The following is an 18275-nucleotide window of genomic DNA, read 5'->3' on the forward strand; positions in this document are numbered from 1 at the left end:
CAGGGCAAAATACGGGTTTTCCGCACCCGCGAGGGCGCGTTCGAATCACGCGCCGGGCGGCGGCAGTGCGCATGCCGCACGCCGCCACCCGGCGCCCAGGCAAGAAACGCTCGCCCTGCCGCGAGCCCACAGGAGTCCAGACCCCATGCCCGAATCCAACCTGTCCTTCTTCGGCCGGCTGTCGCTGGCCGTCGGCACGTTCTTCTCCGTGCTCGGCAACCGCGAGTTCGCGGCCGGCGTGCTGCGCGTGCGCGATGGCGCCCCGGCACCGGTCGCGCCGGTCCCGACGCCGGCTGCCGCGCCCGTCGCACCCGCGCCGGTGAAGGCGCCGGCGCCCGAGCTGCGCGAAGCGAGCCCGCAGGCGGCGCTGCAACTGCTCGGCCTGCTGCAACGCGATGCGCGCTTCATCGATTTCGTCGAGGAAGACATCGCCGGCTACGCGGACGCCGACATCGGCGCGGCCGCGCGCCTCGTGCACGACGGCTGCCGCGCCGCGCTGCGCGAACACTTCACGATCGTGCCGGTGCGCGACGAAGCCGAAGGCAGCCGCGTGACGTTGCCGGCCGGCTTCGACGCGACGGCCGTGCGCGTGACGGGCAACGTGGTCGGCTCCGCGCCGTTCACGGGCACCGTCAGCCATCGCGGCTGGCGTGTTTCCGACGTGCGTCTGCCGAAGCTGACGGGTAGCCACGACGCATCGGTCATCGCACCGGCGGAGGTGGAACTGTGAGCGATCCGCGCTATTCGATCGGTATCGATCTCGGGACGACTCATTGCGCGCTGTCGTACGTCGACAGCAGCACGAGCGACGGCGAAAAGATCGTGCAGCAGGTGCTGCCGATCGCGCAGCTGACCGCACCGGGCGCGCTGGAATCGCGCGACCTGCTGCCGTCGTTCCTCTACCTGCCGCATGAAAGCGAGCTGACGCAGGGCGACCTGACGCTGCCGTGGACGGCCTCGCGCGCGTTCGCGGTCGGCGAGATGGCGCGCACGCGCGGCGCCGGCACGCCGATCCGCCTCGTGTCGAGCGCGAAGAGCTGGCTGTGCCACCCGGGCGTCGATCGTCGCGCGGCGATCCTGCCGAGCGATGCGCCGCCGGAAGTGGCGCGCGTGTCGCCGCTGGAAAGCTCGATCCGTTATCTCACGCACCTGCGCGAAGCATGGGACCACGCGCATCCGGACGCGCCGTTCGCCGACCAGGACGTGACGGTCACGATCCCCGCGTCGTTCGATCCGGCCGCGCGCGAACTGACGGCCGAGGCCGCGCGCGCCGCCGGCTATTCGCGGATGACGCTGCTCGAGGAACCGCAAGCGGCGCTCTACAGCTGGATTCAGAAGAGCGAAGGCGGCTGGCGCAAGCAGGTGCAGGTCGGCGACCTGATCCTGTGCGTCGACGTCGGCGGCGGCACGACCGACCTGTCGCTGATCGCGGTGGTCGAGCGCGACGGCAATCTCGAACTGCATCGCGTGGCGGTGGGCGAGCACATCCTGCTCGGCGGCGACAACATGGACCTCGCGCTCGCGCACGTGGTCGCACGCAAGCTCGCGCAGCAGGGCACGCAGGCCGATCCGTGGCAACTGCGCGCGCTGACCTACGCGTGCCGCTCGGCGAAGGAAACGCTGCTGTCCGACCCGACGACCGACGCGGTGCCGCTCGTCGTGCCGAGCCGCGGCTCGAAGCTGATCGGCGGGTCGATCCGCACCGAACTCACGCGCGCGGAACTGACGCAGACGATCCTCGAAGGCTTCTTCCCGCAAGTCGATGCGGCCGCGCGCCCGGTGAGCCGCGCGCGCGTCGGCCTGACGCAGCTCGGCCTGCCGTATGCGCAGGACGCCGGCATCACGCGCCATCTGGCGGCGTTTCTCGGCCGCCAGGTCGCGGCGCTCGACACGCTCGAAGGCGTGCAGCGCACGCTGCCGCAAGGCGCGACGTTCCTGCATCCGACCGCCGTGCTGTTCAACGGCGGCGTGTTCAAGTCGACGCTGCTCACGCAGCGCGTGCTCGACACGCTCAACGGCTGGCTCGCCGCCGAAGGCGCGCCGCCCGCGCGCCTGCTCGAAGGCGCGGATCTCGATCTCGCGGTCGCGCGCGGCGCGGCGTACTACGGCTACGTGAAGCGCGGCCGCGGCGTGCGCATTCGCGGCGGCACGGCGCGCGCGTACTACGTCGCGATCGAATCGGCGATGCCCGCGGTGCCGGGGCTGGAGCCGCCGGTGCAGGCGCTGTGCGTCGCGCCGTTCGGGATGGAGGAAGGCTCGGACGCGGCGTTGCCGCCGCAGGAGTTCGGCCTCGTCGTCGGCGAACCGGTGCAGTTCCGCTTCTTCGGGTCGTCGGTGCGCCGCCAGGATCAGGTCGGCACGCTGCTCGACTACTGGTCGGCGGAAGAGCTGCAGGAACTCGAGGAAATCCAGGCGACGCTGCCCGCCGAAGGGCGCACCGTCGGCGAAGTCGTGCCGGTTAAGCTGCATGCGCGCGTGACCGAAGCCGGCACGCTCGAACTCGAGGCGATCCCGAGCGGCACGAACGAGCGCTGGAAGGTCGAGTTCGACGTGCGCGGCGCCGCCTGAGCGCGATGAAGCGTTATACGGTCGGCATCGACCTCGGCACGAGCAATACGGTCGTCGCGTACGTCGAGGCCGGTTCCGACGCGATCCGCGTGTTCGACGTCGAGCAACTGGTCGGCCCCGGCGCGGTGGCCGCGCAGCCGCTGCTGCCGTCGGTGCGCTATCACCCGGCGGCGGGCGAGCTGCCGCCGGACGCGCTGCGGCTGCCGTGGGCGGCCGATCCGAAGGCCAACACGAAGGCGAATGCGCAATCGGCCAAGACCGATGCACCGCCGGCCGTGATCGGCCGCTACGCGCGCACGCTCGGCGCGCAGGTGCCGGGCCGGCTCGTGTCGAGCGCGAAGAGCTGGCTGTCGCACGCGTCGGTCGACCGGCTCGCGGCGATCCTGCCGTGGGGCGCGGCCGACGGCGTCGACAAGGTATCGCCGGTCGATGCGAGCGCGAGCTATCTCGCGCATGTGCGCGACGCGTGGGACGCGCGCTTTCCCGATGCGCCGCTCGCGCAGCAGGACGTGATCCTGACGGTGCCCGCGTCGTTCGACGACGGCGCGCGCGCGTTGACCGTCGAGGCCGCGCGACGCGCGAAACTGCCGGCGCTGCGGTTGCTCGAAGAACCGCAGGCCGCGTTCTACGACTGGCTGTACGGCCAGCGCGCGACGTTGCGCGACACGTTCGCCGCGCCGCGGCGCGTGCTGATCTGCGACGTCGGCGGCGGCACGACCGACCTCACGCTCGTCGACGTCGCGCCGGGCGACGACGGCGAGCCGACCTTTACGCGCGTCGGCGTCGGCAACCATCTGATGCTCGGCGGCGACAACATGGACCTCGCGCTCGCGCGCCTGGTCGAATCGCGGCTGACCGAGCCCGGCACGCGGCTGTCGGCCGCGAGCCTGTCGCAACTCGTCGAGCGCTGCCGCGCGGCGAAGGAGCGACTGCTCGGCGACGACGCGCCGGCGTCCGTCACCGTCACGCTGCTCGGCGCGGGCAGCAAGCTCGTCGGCGGCGCGCGCTCGGCCGAGCTGACGCGGCAGGAAGTGGAGCAGATCGTCGTCGACGGGTTCTTTCCGCAGGTCGAGGCCGGCGAATTGCCACGCCGTGCGCGCGCGGCAATCGTCGAATTCGGCTTGCCGTATGCGAGCGACCCGGCCGTCACGCGCCACGTCGCCGCGTTCCTGAACCGTCATGCGCAAGGCCCGCTGCCCGACACGCTGCTGCTCAACGGCGGCGTGTTCCGCGCGGGCGCGCTCGCCGGCCGTCTCGCGCAGACGCTCGGTGCGTGGCGCGGCGCCCCGCTCGACGTGCTGCACAACGCGCATCCGGACGTGGCCGTCGCGCGCGGCGCGGTGGCCTATGGGCTCGCGCGTGCCGGCCATGCGCCGCGCATCGGCGGCGGCTCCGCGCGCAGCTATTTCCTCGTGCTCGACGATGGCGCCGAGGGGGCTGCCGCACGCGGCGTCTGCCTGCTGCCGCGCGGCGCGGAAGAAGGCCGCGAGATCCGGCTCGACGATCGCACGTTCGCGCTGCAGCTCGGGCAGCCGGTGCGTTTTCACCTCGTGTCGACGGTGGCCGACACGAAGTACCGGCCCGGCGATCTCGTCGATCTCGACGGCGGCGATTTCGTGCGGCTGCCGCCGATCGCGACGGTCGTCGACGCGAAGGCGGGCGGCGACGCACGCGAAACGCCGGTGAAGCTCACCGCGTCGCTGACCGAGGTCGGCACGCTCGAAATGCATTGCATCGCGACCGACGATGCGGCGCGCCGCTGGCGGCTCGAGTTCCAGTTGCGCGGCGATGCGCCGGTTCACGGCGACGATGCCTCGCCCAGCCGGCATCCGCGGCTCGACCAGGCGATCGAGCTGATCGAGCGCTCGTTCGGCAGCAAGGCCGCGGGCGTCACGCCGAAGGACACGCGCCGGTTGCGCGCGCAACTCGAACAGGTACTCGGCGCGCGCGAAGACTGGGACGTCGCGCTCGCGCGTGAACTGTTCGACGCATTGCTCGCGCGGGCGCGGCGGCGGCGCCGCTCGGCCGATCACGAGCGCGCGTGGCTGAATCTCGCTGGGTATTGCCTGCGTCCGGGCTTCGGCCATCCGCTCGACGCATGGCGGATCGAGCAGCTGTGGCCGCTGTTCGACGACGGCATTCAATACGTGACCGACGCGCAGGTGTGGTCCGAGTGGTGGACGCTGTGGCGGCGTGTGGCCGGCGGCCTCGACGACGATGCGCAGACGCAGGTGCGCGACGCGATCGCGTTCCTCGAACCGTCCGACGACAAGCGGCGCAAGCTGCCGTTCGATCCGGCCAAGGTCGGGCCGGCCGACATGACGCGGTTGTCCGCGTCGCTCGAACGGCTGCCTGTCGAGCGCAAGGTCGAGCTGGCCGAGCGCCTGATCGTGCAATTGCAGAAGCCGGCCGAACGTGCGTTGTGCGCGTGGGCGCTCGGGCGGATCGGTGCGCGCCGGCCGTTCTATGGCAGCGCGCATAGCGTCGTGCCGGCGGAAATCGTCATCGGCTGGCTCGACGCGTTGTTCGCGCTCGACTGGAAACAGGTGGAGCCGGCTGCGTTCGCGGCTGCACAGATTGCGCGGATGACGGGCGATCGCTCGCGCGATCTACCGGACGATACGCGCGAGGCGGTCATCAAGCGCCTGTCGGCCGCGAGCGCATCCGCGGCGTGGATCGACAGGGTCCGTGAAGCGGTCGCGTTCGACGAAGCCGATACGGTGCGCGTGTTCGGCGAAACGCTGCCGGCCGGATTGAAACTGTTGGGCGATTGAGAGCGGTCCGGGATGCTTCGATCTCGTTCGCGGATCGAAGCGTCCGGTTTCGGTCTCGGTCTCGGTCGCGCCGCTCATCGCACGACGTCGAAGCCGGTTTCATTCGGGCGTGCGACACCACGTCGCGACGCTTTTCCGCTGATCCGATTTCTGCGCCATCGCGCACGGTTGCCGAACGGGGATCGCCAATACCGGGACGAGCATCTCGTTGTCGACGCATAAGGCGTGACGCGGGCAGGGCCGCGCCACGTTCCTGCGTGCGGTCAGGCGCTGGCCGCCGGCGCCGGAAACACCGGCTCGCCGAGCGTCAGCATCAGCCGGTTCGCCCACGCGAAGATCGCGATGGCGTGCGACAGGTCGAGAATTTCCTCGTGCGTGAGCCCTTCGGCTTCGAGCGCGGCGATGTCGCTTTCATCGATCGCGTCGGGGCGTTCGGTCAACGCGATCGCATAGCGGACGATCGCGCGTTCGCGCGCCGTCGTGCCGGCCGTCGCCGGATCGTCGAACACCTGCTCGATCGCATCGGTGCGTTTCGCGAGCTGCGTAAAGCGCTGCGCATGCACCGACGCGCAGTACACGCAGCCGTTCACGCGCGACACCGCCGTGCTCGCCAGTTCGCGCTCGGCGCGCGACAGCCCGCCGGGGCCGTACATGATCGCGTTGAATACGCCCGAGCGCTGCAGCAGGATCTCGGGAAGATGGACGAGCAGCCGGTAATAGTCGGACGTTTTCGCCTGCGGGTGGCTCGCTTCGAGCACCGCGAGCTGATCGGGCGTCGCTGAGTCGAGCGGGACCGTGTCGAGCCACGCGCGCCAGCCGAGCGTGTCGAACGTGAAGCCGTGGGTGGCAGTCGTCATGCGGCCTCCTTGGCGGCACGTGCCTGAAGTGCCTGCGCGGCGGCGGCGACGCGCAACTGATACGCGACGAACGAGACGAGCTGCGACAGCGCGACGATCGCGGGCGTCGTGAGTCCGGCCGATTTCAACGTGTCGAGATCGGCCGCGCGTGCGTCGACCGCGGCGTGCGTCAGGCGCTTCGCATGCGACAGGATCGCGCCGAGGCGGCGAGGCAGCGCATCGAACGCGTCGGCATCGGCGCGTTCGATGTCGTCGAGCGTGCCGCCTGCGTCGAGCAGTCGCGTGCGATAGATGTCGGCCAGCGCGTGCGCATTCGACTGCCGTGCGACATACCGTGCCGCATGCAGCCGCTCGACCGGCGAAAGATCGGGCAGGGAGGGATCGAACAGCGCGGCTTCGCTCAGTTGCGTATGCAGCAGCACCTTGCCGCGTGCGCGGCGCAGCGTGGCGACGGCGTCGCCTTCCCTGAGGCCGGCCGCCGCATCGATCGTATCCGGCACGGCGGCCGGCGTGATGGAGTCAGTCATCGTTTCGGTTTTCCTTCGTCGTCAAAGTGACCGATGGCGCCGGCATCGCGCCATTCATCGCCTTGCAGTTCGGCATTCGCGTAGGCGACGAGCGCGTCGTAGTGGCGGTCGCGATCGGCGTCGAACAGCCGGCTCGCAATGCCGCGCGCGAGCCGCTGCGCGCCCGCGCTGATGGCCGGAATGTCGCCGGACAGCTTGCCGTGGCTCAGGCTCGCCGCATGATTGAAGCAATGGATGCGCGTGACGGCCGGGCACGCACCGCGCTCGCGCTCCTGAAACGCGAACGCGGGCCCGAGATCGGGCGACTCGGCGAGCTCGTCGAGCCACAGCGCCGGGTCCGGTCGATAGCGATCCTTCCAGCGCCGCACGTGCGCGCCGAACGACGCGATTTCGTCGCGCGTCGTCCAGTCCGAATGAAAGCCCGTCGCGAAGATCAGGAAGTCGACCGTGTAGCGGCCGCGCGGCGTCGTCACGTCGAGGCCGTCCGCGTGGTCGGCGAGCGTCTCGATCGGGCTGCCCGCATGGAAATGCGCATGGTCGTGACGCGAGACGCGCAGCACGCTGTCGCGCGGCGGCGGCGTCTGCGACGTCAGCGCGTAGTGCATGAAGCGCCACTTCGTCGCGTCGTCGAGATCGGCGTAGCCGTGCACGAGGCCCGGGCTGCCAATGCCGGTCAGCTTGTTGATGCGCGGAATATCCGCGCGGCGGAAGAACAGGTCGACGCGCGCGGCGCCCGCTTCGAGCGCGGTCCCCGCGTTGTCGAACGCGGACGCGCCCGCGCCGACCACGCCGACGCGCTTGCCCGCGAGCGCGGCGAAATCGATCGGCTCCGACGAATGGGCCCGGCGTGCGCGCGGCGCGCGTTGCGCGACGGGCGGCACGTACGGGCCGCCGAGGCCGTCGCGGCCGGTCGCGAGCACGACGTGCCGCGCGAGCAGCGTGTCTCCTTCGCCGTTTGCGCGGATATCGAGCGCGAGCAGGCCGTCCTCACGTGGACGCAGCGCGACGAGCGTCGTGTCGTTGCGCACCTGCAGGTCGAGCACGCGCCGATACCAGCGCAGGTAGTCCATCCATTGCGGGCGCGGGATCTTGTACAGCGCATCCCAAGCGTCGCGGCCGTATTGCGCTTCGAACCACGCGCGGAACGTCAGCGCGGGCAGGCCGAGCGCGGGGCCCGCAAGCTGCTTCGGCGAACGCAGCGTCTCCATCCGCGCGAACGTGACCCACGGGCCTTCGTAGCCGGCCGGCGCGCGGTCGATCACGCACTGGTTGTCGATGCCGAGCAGGCGCAGTTCGGCGGATGCCGCGAGCCCGGCCATGCCGCCGCCGACGATCGCGACGTCGAGCACGCGCGCGCCGTCCACTTCACGTGGCGGCACCCACGACGGCGCGGGCAGGTCGAGCCAGCGCAGGTCCTGCGCGAGCCGTGCTTCGAGTGCGTCGAGCTGGGTCGTCATGCGACCTCCGGCCGTGTGCGGCGTGCACGGGTCGGTCGAGGCGGGCGTGCCGTGCGGGCGGTGCGCAGCCGGTCGCCGCGCAGCAGCGCATCGTGCGCGGCGGCGTCGTGAAAAATCACGTCGTCGAGCAGCGCGCGCGTCGTGCGGCGCAGCGCGTCGAGCAGCGCATCGACGGCCGCCGAGCGCGCCTTGCCGGCCGGCGTCGCGACGCCGAACGCGAACGGGATGTCGACGTCGAGCGGGCGTGCGACGACGCCGTCCACCGGCAGCGCGACGCCGGTAGCCGGATCGACGATGCCGATCCCGATGCCCGCGCGCGCGGCCATCACCGCATTCAGCGACGCATTGGTTTCGATGAACACGCGCGCCTCGACACGCGCGGCCGCGAATGCCGCGTCGATCCGCTGGCGCAGCCGGTGCCGGTTCGCGACCGTCACGATGCGGCGCCGCGCGAGGTCGCGCAGCGCGATGCGCGATTTCGCGGCGAGCGGATCGCCGGCTGGCAGCACGGCGACGCACGGCGTCTGCGCGATCCAGTGCACGTCGAGCCCGGCATGCGCCATCGGCAGCGTGACGACGCCGACATCGGCCGTGCCGGCCAGCACCTCGTGCACGACATGCTCGGCCGACTCGCTGCGCAACTGGTAGTGCGGCGCATGCGCGTCGTCGGGCAGCGCGGCGAGCGCGGCCGGCACGAGCGTGGCCGCGAGCGACGGCGTGGCCGCGATGCGCACGGGTTCGGCGGTTTCGTCGCCGAGCGCGCGGGCCCGCGCCTCGATCGCGCGCAAGCCGACCAGCGAGCGTTCGACTTCCTCGTACAGCAGGAACGCGCGCCGCGTCGGCGTGACGCGCGGGCCGTGCCGGTCGAACAATGCATAACCGAGATCGGCTTCGAGTTCCTGGATCTGCCGCGTGACGGCCGGCTGCGAGCGACCGAGCAGTTCGCCCGCGCCGGTGACGCTGCCGGCCGACATGACCGCGGAAAAGGCTTCGAGTTGATGCAACTCCATGACGCGTTCCGATGATGCGATTTGCGCATTGTAGGAGCGTGAGCATGCACGATTCATATAATGATTTTTGCTATCGACAGCGGGAAAACTGCGAAGCAGGCGAGCGTCGCGGCGGCCGGCCATGCGCGCATGCGCGCCGGCTGCGCGGGGTGACGAGAACGAAACGCCAATCGAATCAATGCGATGCGATGCATGCCGGCATGTCGATCGAGGCAGCGGGCAGCCACGATCGATCATGAGCGTCATCCGCTTCGCGCCGCAGGCGATATCGATATGCGCAAAACTTCGTTGGATCGTCCCGAACCCGATGGTTACATGCCCTCACTCTTTTCGATTGACGGAAGCTGGGGGACGCATGAACGTTTCGGGGAACGACGCACGCGGCGCATGGCGGCGCGTGCTGGGCACGGTGGCGGCGCTCGCTGCCGCATGGGGCTTGTCGACGGGCGGCGCGCTCGCGGCCGGCGTGTCGGGCGAGCCGGTGGTGATCGGCGTGAGCGGGCCGCTCACGGGCCAGGACGCGCAATACGGCGAGCAGTGGAAGCGCGGCTTCGATCTCGCGCTCGACGAGATCAACGGCAGCGGCGGCATTCACGGCCGGCCGCTCGCGATCGACTTCCAGGACAGCCGCAGCGACCCGCGCCAGGCGGTGGCGATCGCGCAGAAGTTCGTCGCCGATCCGCGCATCGCGATCGAGCTCGGCGACTTCTCGAGCGCGACGTCGATGGCCGCGTCGCCGATCTACCAGCGCGGGCAACTGATCCAGTTCGGCTTCACGAATTCCCATCCGGATTTCACGAAGGGCGGCGACTATCTGTGGAGCACCGCGCTGAGCCAGGCGGAGGAACAGCCGCTGCTCGCGCGCTATGCGGTGAAGGAACTCGGCTTCAAGCGGATCGCGGTGCTGTACCTGAACACGGACTGGGGCCGCACCAGCAAGGACATCTTCGCGAAGGCGGTGACGGGGCTCGGCGCGCAGGTCGTCGCGGCCGAAGGCTACCAGCCGGCGGAGAAGGATTTCCGCTCGACACTCGTGCGCATCGGCGAATCGAAGCCCGATTCGATCGTGCTGATTTCGTACTACGCGGACGGCGCGCAGATCGTGCGCCAGGCGCGCACGTCCGGCGTCACGCTGCCGATCGCGGCGGTGGGCTCCGTGTATTCGCCGAAGTTCCTCGAACTGGGCGGCACGGCTGTCGACGGTGTCTATACGGAATCGAACTTCTTCCCGGCCGAACCGCGCCCCGAGGTACAGGCGTTCGTGCAGCGCTATCGCGCGAAATTCCACGCCGATCCCGATTCATTCGTCGCGCGCGCGTACGACGCGCTGATCCTGTCGGCCGAAGTGCTGCGCCGCTACGGCACGACGCGCCAGGCCGCGCACGACGGCTTCGCGAAGATCGGCGACGTGCCGAGCGTGATCTTCGGCAAGGTGCGCTTCGATCCGCAGACGCGCCGCGTCGCGGGCGCGCGCACCGTGTATCTGGTCGTGAAGCACGGGCAGTGGGCGCTGTGGGACGGCGCGAAGCCGCAGCTCGCGGCGCGCTGAACCCGACATGAACCGCCTGCACCTGACGGACGCATCGTAATGGCTTCCTGGCTCGACTACACGCTCAACGGCCTCATCGTCGGCAACATCTACGCGCTGCTCGCGGTCGGGCTCGCGCTGATCTTCGGCGTGTCGCACCTGATCAACTTCGCGCACGGTTCGGTGTACATGGTCGGCGCGTTCATCGGCTGGCTGTGTCTGACGCGCTTGGGGCTGCCGCTGCCTGTCGCGCTCGCGGCGGTCGTGGTCGGTTGCGGCGCGCTCGGCATCGCGATCGAGCGGATCGGGCTGCGGCCGCTGCGCCATGCCGCGCGCATCGCGCCGCTGCTCGCGACGATCGGCATCAGCTTCATCCTCGATCAGCTCGCGCAGCTCGCGTTCGGCGCGGACCCGCGCGCGGTGCCGACGCCGCTGCCCGACTGGCACGTGCGAATCGCCGGCGCGACGCTCGGCTCGCTCGACCTGCTGATCGCGGGCATCGGCATCGCGGCGGCCGCGCTGCTGTACGGCTTCCTGCGCTTCACGCGGCTCGGCTGGGCCGTGCGCGCGACCGCGCAGGATCGCGATGCCGCGTTGCAGATGGGTGTCGACGTCGATCGCGTGAACCAGACCGTGTTCGCGATCGCGTGCGCGCTCGGCGGCGTGAGCGGGCTGCTGGTCGGCATGTACTACAACAGCATCGATCCGGCGATGGGCTTCCAGGCGACGCTGAAGGGCGTGGTCGCGCTGCTGATCGGCGGGCTCGGCAACGTGCCGGGCGCGATCGCCGGCAGCCTGCTGCTCGGTCTCGTCGAAAGCTACGGCGTCGCGCTGTTCGGCACCAGCTATCGCGACCTGTTCGCGTTCGGGCTGCTGATCGTATTCCTCGTGTGGCGGCCGAACGGCTTGTTCAGCGCGAACCGCGCGCTGCCGCCCGAGCCGATGACGGGCACCTTCCTCGCCGCCGCGAAAGCCGTGCGCGTGCCGCGCCCGGCGCTCGTCGCGCTGATCGCGGCGGCGGCCGTGCTGCCGTGGTTCGGCGCATCGCCTTACGTGCTGCAGACGCTGACCAATGCGTGGCTGTACGGGCTGCTCGCATTGAGCCTCACGCTCGTTGCCGGCACGGTCGGGCAGATCTCGCTTGGTCATGCGGCGCTGCTCGTGATCGGCGCGTATGCGTCGGCGCTGCTGTCGTCGGATCTCGGCTGGTCGCCGGCCGTGACGATTCCGTGCGCGGGCGCGATCACCGCCGTGCTCGGCACGCTGCTCGTCTATCCGGCGTTCCGGCTGCGCGGACACTACGTGTCGATCGCGACGCTCGGCATCGGCGAAGTGGTGAGCCTCGTGATCCTGAACTGGGACGGCCTGACGCGCGGCCCGCTCGGCATCACCGGCATCGCGCCGCTGCCGTGGGCGACGACCGCGCGCGCCGCGTACTGGTTCACGTTCGCGGTGCTCGTCGTGTTCGCGCTCGTGCAGGTGAGGCTGCTGCGTTCGCATCTGGGCCGCACGCTGCGCGCGGTGCGCGAGGACGACGTCGCCGCGCGGGCGCACGGCATCGCGCCGAACCGCTACAAGGCGATCGCGTTCGCGGTCGGCGGCGTCGCGGCGGGCGTGAGCGGCGGGATCGCCGCGCATCTGTACAGCTACATCAATCACCAGACCTTCGATTCGCAGGTGTCGATCCTCGCGCTGACGATGGTGATCCTCGGCGGGCTCGGCAACGTGCTCGGCGGCATCGTCGGCGTGATCGCGCTGATCGGGCTGCCCGAGCTGTTCCGCTGGGCGGCCGACTACCGGATGCTGATCTACGGCCTCGTGCTGCTGCTGCTCGTCCGGTTCCGGCCGCAAGGCCTGCTCGGCACGGTGTGAGGAGGAATGCGATGACGACCACTCGACCCCTGCTCGACGTGCGGGGTTTGACGCGCCGCTTCGACGGCGTGACCGCGCTCGACGGCGCGAACCTGACGCTGGCGGACGGCGAACTGCTGAGCGTGATCGGCCCCAACGGCGCGGGCAAGTCGACGCTGTTCAACCTGATCGCGGGCGCCGACCGGCCCGACGCCGGCCGCGTGACGTTCGACGGCCGCGACATCACGGGCACCGCGCCCGAGCGGCTCGCGGCGCTCGGCATCGCGCGCACGTTTCAGCACGGCCGCGTGTTCGGCAACCTGAGCGTGCTCGACAACGTGCTGATCGGCGCGCACGCGCGGCTGCGTGCGGCGCGGCCCGGCTGGCCGGCGCTCGGCGCGGCCGCCGAAGTGCTGCGCGCGCTGGTGCGGCCCGCGTCGGTGCGGCGCGAGGAAGCGGCATTGCGTGAAGAGGCGCGCGCAATCGTCGCCGGGTTCGGCGAACGGCTCACGCCGCGCATCGATCATCCGGCGCACAGCCTGTCGTATGCGAACCGGCGGCGCGTGGAGATCGGCCGCGCGCTCGCGCTGCATCCGCGCCTGCTGCTGCTCGACGAGCCGACGGCCGGGATGAACGAGACGGAGACGGCCGAGATGCTGCAGCTGATCCAGTCGCTGAAAGCGCGCGGGCTGACGATCCTGCTGATCGAGCACAAGCTCGAACTCGTGATGCGCGTGTCGGACCGCGTGATGGTGCTCGACAACGGCGTGAAGATCGCCGAAGGCGCGCCGCGCGACGTGCGGCACGATCCGCGCGTGATCGAAGCCTATCTCGGCCGCCGCCACGCGGGCGGCACACCGGCCGAGCGCACCGCGCAGGCGGCCGCATGACCGTGCAATCTTCCGTGCCTGATACGACCATGACCGACGCGCTGCTGAAACTCGAACATCTCGACACGTTCTACGGACCGGTGCAGGTGCATTTCGACGTGAATTTCGAAGTCGGCCGCGGGCAGATCGTCAGCCTGCTCGGTGGCAACGCGAGCGGCAAGTCGACGACGATGAAGCTGATTCTCGGGCTGATGCGCCCGCGCCGCGGCGTCGTGCGTTTCGACGGCGACGACGTGACGGCGCTCGCGACGCCGCAGCGCGTGCGGCGCGGGATCGCGGCCGTGCCCGAGGCGCGGCGGCTGTTCGGCGACATGAGCGTGCGCGAGAACCTGCTGATGGGCGCATACACGCGTGGCGATCGTGCGGCGGTGGCCGACGACTACGAGCGTGTGCTCGATCTGTTTCCGCGTGTACGTGAACGATTGACGCAACGCGCGGGCACGCTGTCGGGCGGCGAGCAGCAGATGCTCGCGATGGCGCGCGCGTTGATGGCGCGGCCGAAACTGATCTGCATGGACGAGCCGACGATGGGGCTGTCGCCGCTCTACGTCGACAAGGTGCTGGAGCTGATCGACGCGATCAACAAGCAAGGCGTGACGGTGTTCATGGTCGAGCAGAACGCGAGCCTCGCGCTGGAGATCGCGCACTACGGGTATGTGCTGCAGACGGGGCGCGTCGTGCTGGAAGGGCCCGCGAAAACGCTGCTCGACGACGAACGCGTGCGCGATGCGTATCTCGGTGGGGAGGCGGTGGCGACGTAGGCGGCGCAAGCAGGTGCTGCCAACCGTCGTCAAATGTGGAGTAGATTGGCGTTCTGTCGCGATCGACACCACGGAGAGCACCGCGCCATGTTGACCTATTCCATCCAGAAAGTCGGCTACGATTTCAATCAGCTCGATCAGCAGGGCGCGACCGACTACGCGTCGTTCGTTCATGCGATCGATGCGTTCCCTTGGGCGGCCCAGCACGTCGAATGGAACGAGACGCAGGACGGCCCGCTCCCGGCAGCTCGTGCTGCAGCATGCCGACGATCAGCGCGAGCTGTGGGTGACTGCGTTGACGGATGCGCATTCGAACGGCTTCCAGCTGAATGCGGTGTCCATGCGGATGAAGAAAGGGCTCTTCGGCATCGGCAAGGGCAAGCTGGAGCAGCACGTCGACACGATCGACGTGAGAACGCGCGTCGACGTCGATGCGTTGTGCCGGTTGTTCTGCGACCGCCAGTATGACGAGCTGGATCAACGGGTTGCGCGACACGCGCAACGCCACGCCGACGACGATCGGAACAGCGACGACTGAACGCGCGCCACCCGGTGGCGTTCGATCGGGCGTGCCTGCGCTGGATCCGCGGTTGCCTAAGCGTCGCTTGCGGCGGGCGTCGTCGCCGCGCGCGGAAACGTCAGCACCACCGCGAACCCGCCCGCATCGGGAAACGCGAACCCGACGCGCCCGCCGTGCGCCTTCATCACTTCCTGCACGATCGCGAGCCCGAGCCCGGACCCCGTACGTCGCTCGCTGCCGTCCGGCGCGATCCGCACGAACGGCTGCAACGCCGCGTCCCAATGCTCGCGCGGTATCCCGCGCCCGTTGTCGGTGACGGTCAGCGTCACCGCTTGATCCGCGTTGCCCATGGTCGCAACCGACACGACGATGTCGTCCGCATGGCCGTGCAGCAGCGCGTTGTGCAGCACGTTCGACAGCGCTTCCTGCAGACTGATCGCATCGCCGTCGATCCATGCGTGCGGCGCGTCGCTCGCGAACGCGACGGCCACGTCGCGCTCGCCGGCGAGCGGAATCGTGCGGCCCAGGACCTCTTTCGCGAGCGCGACGAGTTCGACCGGTTGCAGCGGCACGGCCTCGGTGCGATGAATCACCATCGCATGATTGAGCAACTGGCCAGTGAGCCGGCCGACGTCCGACGAGGTCGCGCGTAGCGCATCGAGCCGCGCCGCGTGACGCGCGGGATCGGATTCGCCGTCGAGCAGCTCGATCTGCGCGTCGAGCCGAGCGAGCGGCGTGCGCATCTGGTGCGCGGCGTCGGCGATGAAGCGCTGCATCGCGTTGATCCGCTCGGCGAGGCGGTGCATCAGGCCATTGATCGAGCCGATGATCGCGTCGATTTCGCTCGGCGTATCGACGGCCACCGGCCGGAGGTCGGCCGGGTCGCGCGCGGCGATGATCGTGCCGATCTGCGCGAGCGGGCGCAGCCCGCGCCGGATCGCGAGGCCGCTCGCGCCGATCGCGAGCACGCTCATCAACAGGATCAGCGTCCACACCTTGATGCTCATGTCGTTCGTCAGCTGCTGACGCGCGTTGGTTGTCTGCGCAACCGTCACGAGCGCCCAGCCCGGCGTGCTTTCCTCGGGCATGTAGCGCGCGATCGTCGCGGTGCGCACCCGGTGCCCCTGGTAGACGGCATTCGCGAACGCGGGCCCCTGTTTCGCGGCGGCGAGCGTCGCGGGGCTCGCGAGATCGTGATAGCCGGCCACGACCACGCCGCGCGAATCGACCACCTTGTAATAGACGAGGTCGTAGCGCGACAGCGTCGACAACGCGGCCACCGGCGGATTCAGCGCGAGCACGCCGCCTTGCACGTAGAGGTTTTCGGCGACCTGGATCGATGCGCCCGCCAGCAACTGGTCGTAAGCGCGTTCGGCCGCGACGCCCGCGTAGTAGCGCGCGATCGCCGCGAGCGCGAGCGCGCCGGTCGCGACGACGAGCGCGATGAACAGCAGCGTGCGCCCGAACAGCGTCTTCGGGAACCAGTCAATGCGCGGCAATCTGATACCCCATCCCGCGCGCGGTGCGGATCTCGACCGAGCTGCCCTGCAGCTTCCGGCGCACGCGCGTCACGTATTGCTCGACCGCGTTCGCGGTCGGCTCGTTGCCGAAGCTGAACAATTGATTCAGCAGTTCTTCCTTCGAGAAGATGCGCTGCGGACGGCTCGCGAGGATTTCGAGCAGCGCGAATTCCTGGCGCGACAGCGACAGCGGCTGCCCGTCGAGTTCCGCGAGGCGGCTGCTGCGGTCGATCACGAGGCCGCCGAGCGTCAGCACGTCGTTCGCGTGGCCGCTGTTGCGGCGCAGGAGCGCCTGCACGCGTGCGTCGAGTTCGCGGTAGTCGAACGGCTTCACGAGGTAGTCGTCGGCGCCGAGGCCGAGGCCGCTCACGCGGTCGTCGATCGCCGAGCGCGCGGTGACGAGCAGCACGGGTGTCGTGCTGCCGGACGCGCGCAGGTTGCGCAGTACCGTGAAGCCGTCCATGCCGGGCAGGTTCGCATCGAGCACGACGAGATCGAAGCGCTCGACGCGCAGCAGCCCGTTCGCGGTCGCGCCGTCGGTTTCGAGATCGACGGCGTGGCCGAGCCGCGCCAGGCGGCTGCGGATCGCCGCGCCGATTTCGGCATCGTCCTCCACGACGAGAATGCGCATGGTGCCGTTCGCAGGTAGGTGAGTTAGGGGTTTTCCCGGGGCCGGGATGTCAGCATTTTCTCAGACTCGGCCGATAACCTGTGTCGAGCCGGAAGCGGGATGCAAGGACGGCATTAATACCAGAAATATTCAAGGAGACGGCAACATGCAGCATGTCACGGGCACGACGAACGCGCGCCGCGGCGCCACGCCGGTTTGCGCGTGGCCGCCGGCCGTCCGCCGCACGGCGGCGCGCGCATGACCACGCTGCCGCGCCGCCGCGCGTTGATCGCGGCCAGCCTCGGCGTGCTGGGCGTGCTCGGGGCGCCGGCGCTCGTGCGCGCGAAGCCGCGCACGGTGCGGATCTCGAAAGGCTATGGCGTGCTGTACCTGCCCCTGCTCGTGATGGAGAGGCAGCGGCTGTTCGAGCGGCATGCGGTGCGCCGCGGCGTGCGCGATGTCGCGGTCGAATGGGTGCTGCTCGACGGCGGCAATTCCGTCAACGACGCGATGATGGCCGGTACGCTCGATTTCGCGGCCGCCGGCGCGCCGGGTTTCATCGAGCTGTGGGCGCGGGCGCGCGGCATTCCGAACGTCGAGGTGATCGGCATCAGCGGGCTGTCGACCACGTCGCTGTCGCTGAACGCGAATCGCGCGGGCCTCGTGTCGCTGCGCGACTTCACGCCGTCCGACCGGATCGCGGTGCCGGGCATCCGCACGTCGCTGTCGGCGGTCGTGCTGCAGATGGTCGCGAGCCGGCAGCTCGGCCCGACGCACTTCGCGCAGCTCGATTCGATCACAGTGAACCTGCCGCATCCGCAGGCGATGCAGGCGCTAATCCGGCGCGAGAGCGGTGTGACCGCGCACTTCACGTCGCCGCCGTTCTCGACGCTCGAATTGCGGCAGCCGGGCATCCATCGCGTGGTGAACTCGGTCGACGTGCTCGGCCCGCTGACGCTCGACGTGGTGTTCGCACCGAAGCGGCTCGTCGATGCGGAGCCGGCGCTCGCCGCCGCGTTTCTCGGCGCGCTCGACGAAGCGAATCGCCTGATCGCGCAGGACCCGCGCGCGGCGGCCGCGCTCTATGCGGCGGCGTCGGGCGTCGGCGTGTCGCACGACGACGTGATGCGGATGCTCGCCGCGCCCGACACGCGTTTCTCGGTGCGGCCGAACCAGCTGATGGACTACGTCGAATTCCTGTCCCTCGCCGGCACGATCAAGGCGAAGCCGCGCACGTGGCACGAGATGTTCGCGCCGATGCTCGACGACTACCGGTCGGGTTGAGCCGCCCGGTCGCGATCCGATGCCATTCATCGAACCACCTGGCGTCTGCGCGGTCGTCAAGCGCGGCGCCGATTCAACCGATTCAACCGATACGCAACCGAATCACCCAAGGAGCCTG

The 18275-nt window shown here is 69.9% G+C and carries 14 protein-coding genes and 1 pseudogene; 9 read left to right on the plus strand and 6 right to left on the minus strand.

Annotated features, from left to right (window positions below; translation table 11 throughout):
* The first annotated feature begins 145 nt into the window (after window positions 1-145).
* The 3 genes from CFB49_RS18135 to CFB49_RS18145 are packed head-to-tail and all read left to right on the plus strand — an operon-like array spanning window position 146 to window position 5342.
* Window positions 146-730 carry a DUF2760 domain-containing protein gene (locus CFB49_RS18135; protein ID WP_069618910.1) on the plus strand — a complete coding sequence of 195 codons (585 nt, stop codon included), beginning with the start codon at window positions 146-148 and terminating at the stop codon, window positions 728-730.
* A complete protein-coding gene (locus CFB49_RS18140) occupies window positions 727-2568 on the plus strand; it encodes an Hsp70 family protein (protein WP_089435995.1) in 1842 nt (613 codons plus the stop codon). Before CFB49_RS18135 ends, CFB49_RS18140 begins: the two co-directional genes overlap by 4 nt.
* Before the next feature lie 5 nt (window positions 2569-2573).
* Window positions 2574-5342, plus strand: coding sequence for an Hsp70 family protein (locus CFB49_RS18145; protein WP_089491952.1), 2769 nt, complete (start codon window positions 2574-2576; stop codon window positions 5340-5342).
* A 263-nt stretch (window positions 5343-5605) separates the two neighbouring features.
* Here the strand turns inward: CFB49_RS18145 and CFB49_RS18150 are convergent, their stop codons facing one another.
* The 4 genes from CFB49_RS18150 to CFB49_RS18165 are packed head-to-tail and all read right to left on the minus strand — an operon-like array spanning window position 5606 to window position 9193.
* Entirely contained in the window at window positions 5606-6199 is a 594-nt protein-coding gene (locus tag CFB49_RS18150; protein ID WP_089491953.1) for a peroxidase-related enzyme, read from the minus strand.
* A complete protein-coding gene (locus CFB49_RS18155) occupies window positions 6196-6726 on the minus strand; it encodes a CMD domain-containing protein (RefSeq protein WP_089491954.1) in 531 nt (176 codons plus the stop codon). The genes CFB49_RS18150 and CFB49_RS18155 overlap by 4 nt, the downstream gene beginning before the upstream one ends.
* A complete protein-coding gene (locus tag CFB49_RS18160) occupies window positions 6723-8183 on the minus strand; it encodes an NAD(P)-binding domain-containing protein (protein WP_089491955.1) in 1461 nt (486 codons plus the stop codon). Before CFB49_RS18160 ends, CFB49_RS18155 begins: the two co-directional genes overlap by 4 nt.
* Window positions 8180-9193 (minus strand): LysR family transcriptional regulator, encoded by a 1014-nt coding sequence (locus CFB49_RS18165; protein WP_089436000.1) that lies wholly within the window; start codon window positions 9191-9193, stop codon window positions 8180-8182. The genes CFB49_RS18160 and CFB49_RS18165 overlap by 4 nt, the downstream gene beginning before the upstream one ends.
* A 355-nt stretch (window positions 9194-9548) precedes the next feature.
* Between CFB49_RS18165 and CFB49_RS18170 the strand changes: the two genes are divergently transcribed.
* The 5 genes and pseudogenes from CFB49_RS18170 (at window position 9549) to CFB49_RS18190 (ending at window position 14761) form a co-directional block, all read left to right on the plus strand.
* Window positions 9549-10742 (plus strand): ABC transporter substrate-binding protein, encoded by a 1194-nt coding sequence (locus tag CFB49_RS18170; protein ID WP_089491956.1) that lies wholly within the window; start codon window positions 9549-9551, stop codon window positions 10740-10742.
* Between the two features lie 39 nt (window positions 10743-10781).
* Window positions 10782-12593 (plus strand): ABC transporter permease, encoded by a 1812-nt coding sequence (locus tag CFB49_RS18175; RefSeq protein WP_089491957.1) that lies wholly within the window; start codon window positions 10782-10784, stop codon window positions 12591-12593.
* A gap of 11 nt (window positions 12594-12604) precedes the next feature.
* The gene (locus tag CFB49_RS18180) at window positions 12605-13462 is read left to right on the plus strand and encodes an ABC transporter ATP-binding protein (protein WP_069618901.1); all 858 of its coding nucleotides are present in this window, start codon (window positions 12605-12607) and stop codon (window positions 13460-13462) included.
* The gene (locus CFB49_RS18185) at window positions 13459-14223 is read left to right on the plus strand and encodes an ABC transporter ATP-binding protein (RefSeq protein WP_089491958.1); all 765 of its coding nucleotides are present in this window, start codon (window positions 13459-13461) and stop codon (window positions 14221-14223) included. Before CFB49_RS18180 ends, CFB49_RS18185 begins: the two co-directional genes overlap by 4 nt.
* Window positions 14224-14310: 87 nt before the next feature.
* A pseudogene (locus tag CFB49_RS18190) lies at window positions 14311-14761 on the plus strand (hypothetical protein).
* Between the two features lie 56 nt (window positions 14762-14817).
* Here the strand turns inward: CFB49_RS18190 and CFB49_RS18195 are convergent.
* Together CFB49_RS18195 and CFB49_RS18200 are read right to left on the minus strand one after the other, a co-directional pair.
* Window positions 14818-16242, minus strand: coding sequence for a sensor histidine kinase (locus CFB49_RS18195; protein WP_089491959.1), 1425 nt, complete (start codon window positions 16240-16242; stop codon window positions 14818-14820).
* The gene (locus CFB49_RS18200) at window positions 16229-16894 is read right to left on the minus strand and encodes a response regulator transcription factor (protein WP_027782307.1); all 666 of its coding nucleotides are present in this window, start codon (window positions 16892-16894) and stop codon (window positions 16229-16231) included. The genes CFB49_RS18195 and CFB49_RS18200 overlap by 14 nt, the downstream gene beginning before the upstream one ends.
* 237 nt (window positions 16895-17131) lie before the next feature.
* On the opposite strand from CFB49_RS18200, the gene CFB49_RS18205 reads away from it, so the two are divergent.
* Window positions 17132-18157: an ABC transporter substrate-binding protein gene (locus CFB49_RS18205; RefSeq protein WP_089492776.1), complete on the plus strand. Its 1026-nt coding sequence runs from the start codon at window positions 17132-17134 to the stop codon at window positions 18155-18157.
* Window positions 18158-18275: the final 118 nt, after the last annotated feature.

This window comes from Burkholderia sp. AU17457 (genome assembly GCF_002223255.1).
GTDB lineage: Bacteria > Pseudomonadota > Gammaproteobacteria > Burkholderiales > Burkholderiaceae > Burkholderia > Burkholderia sola.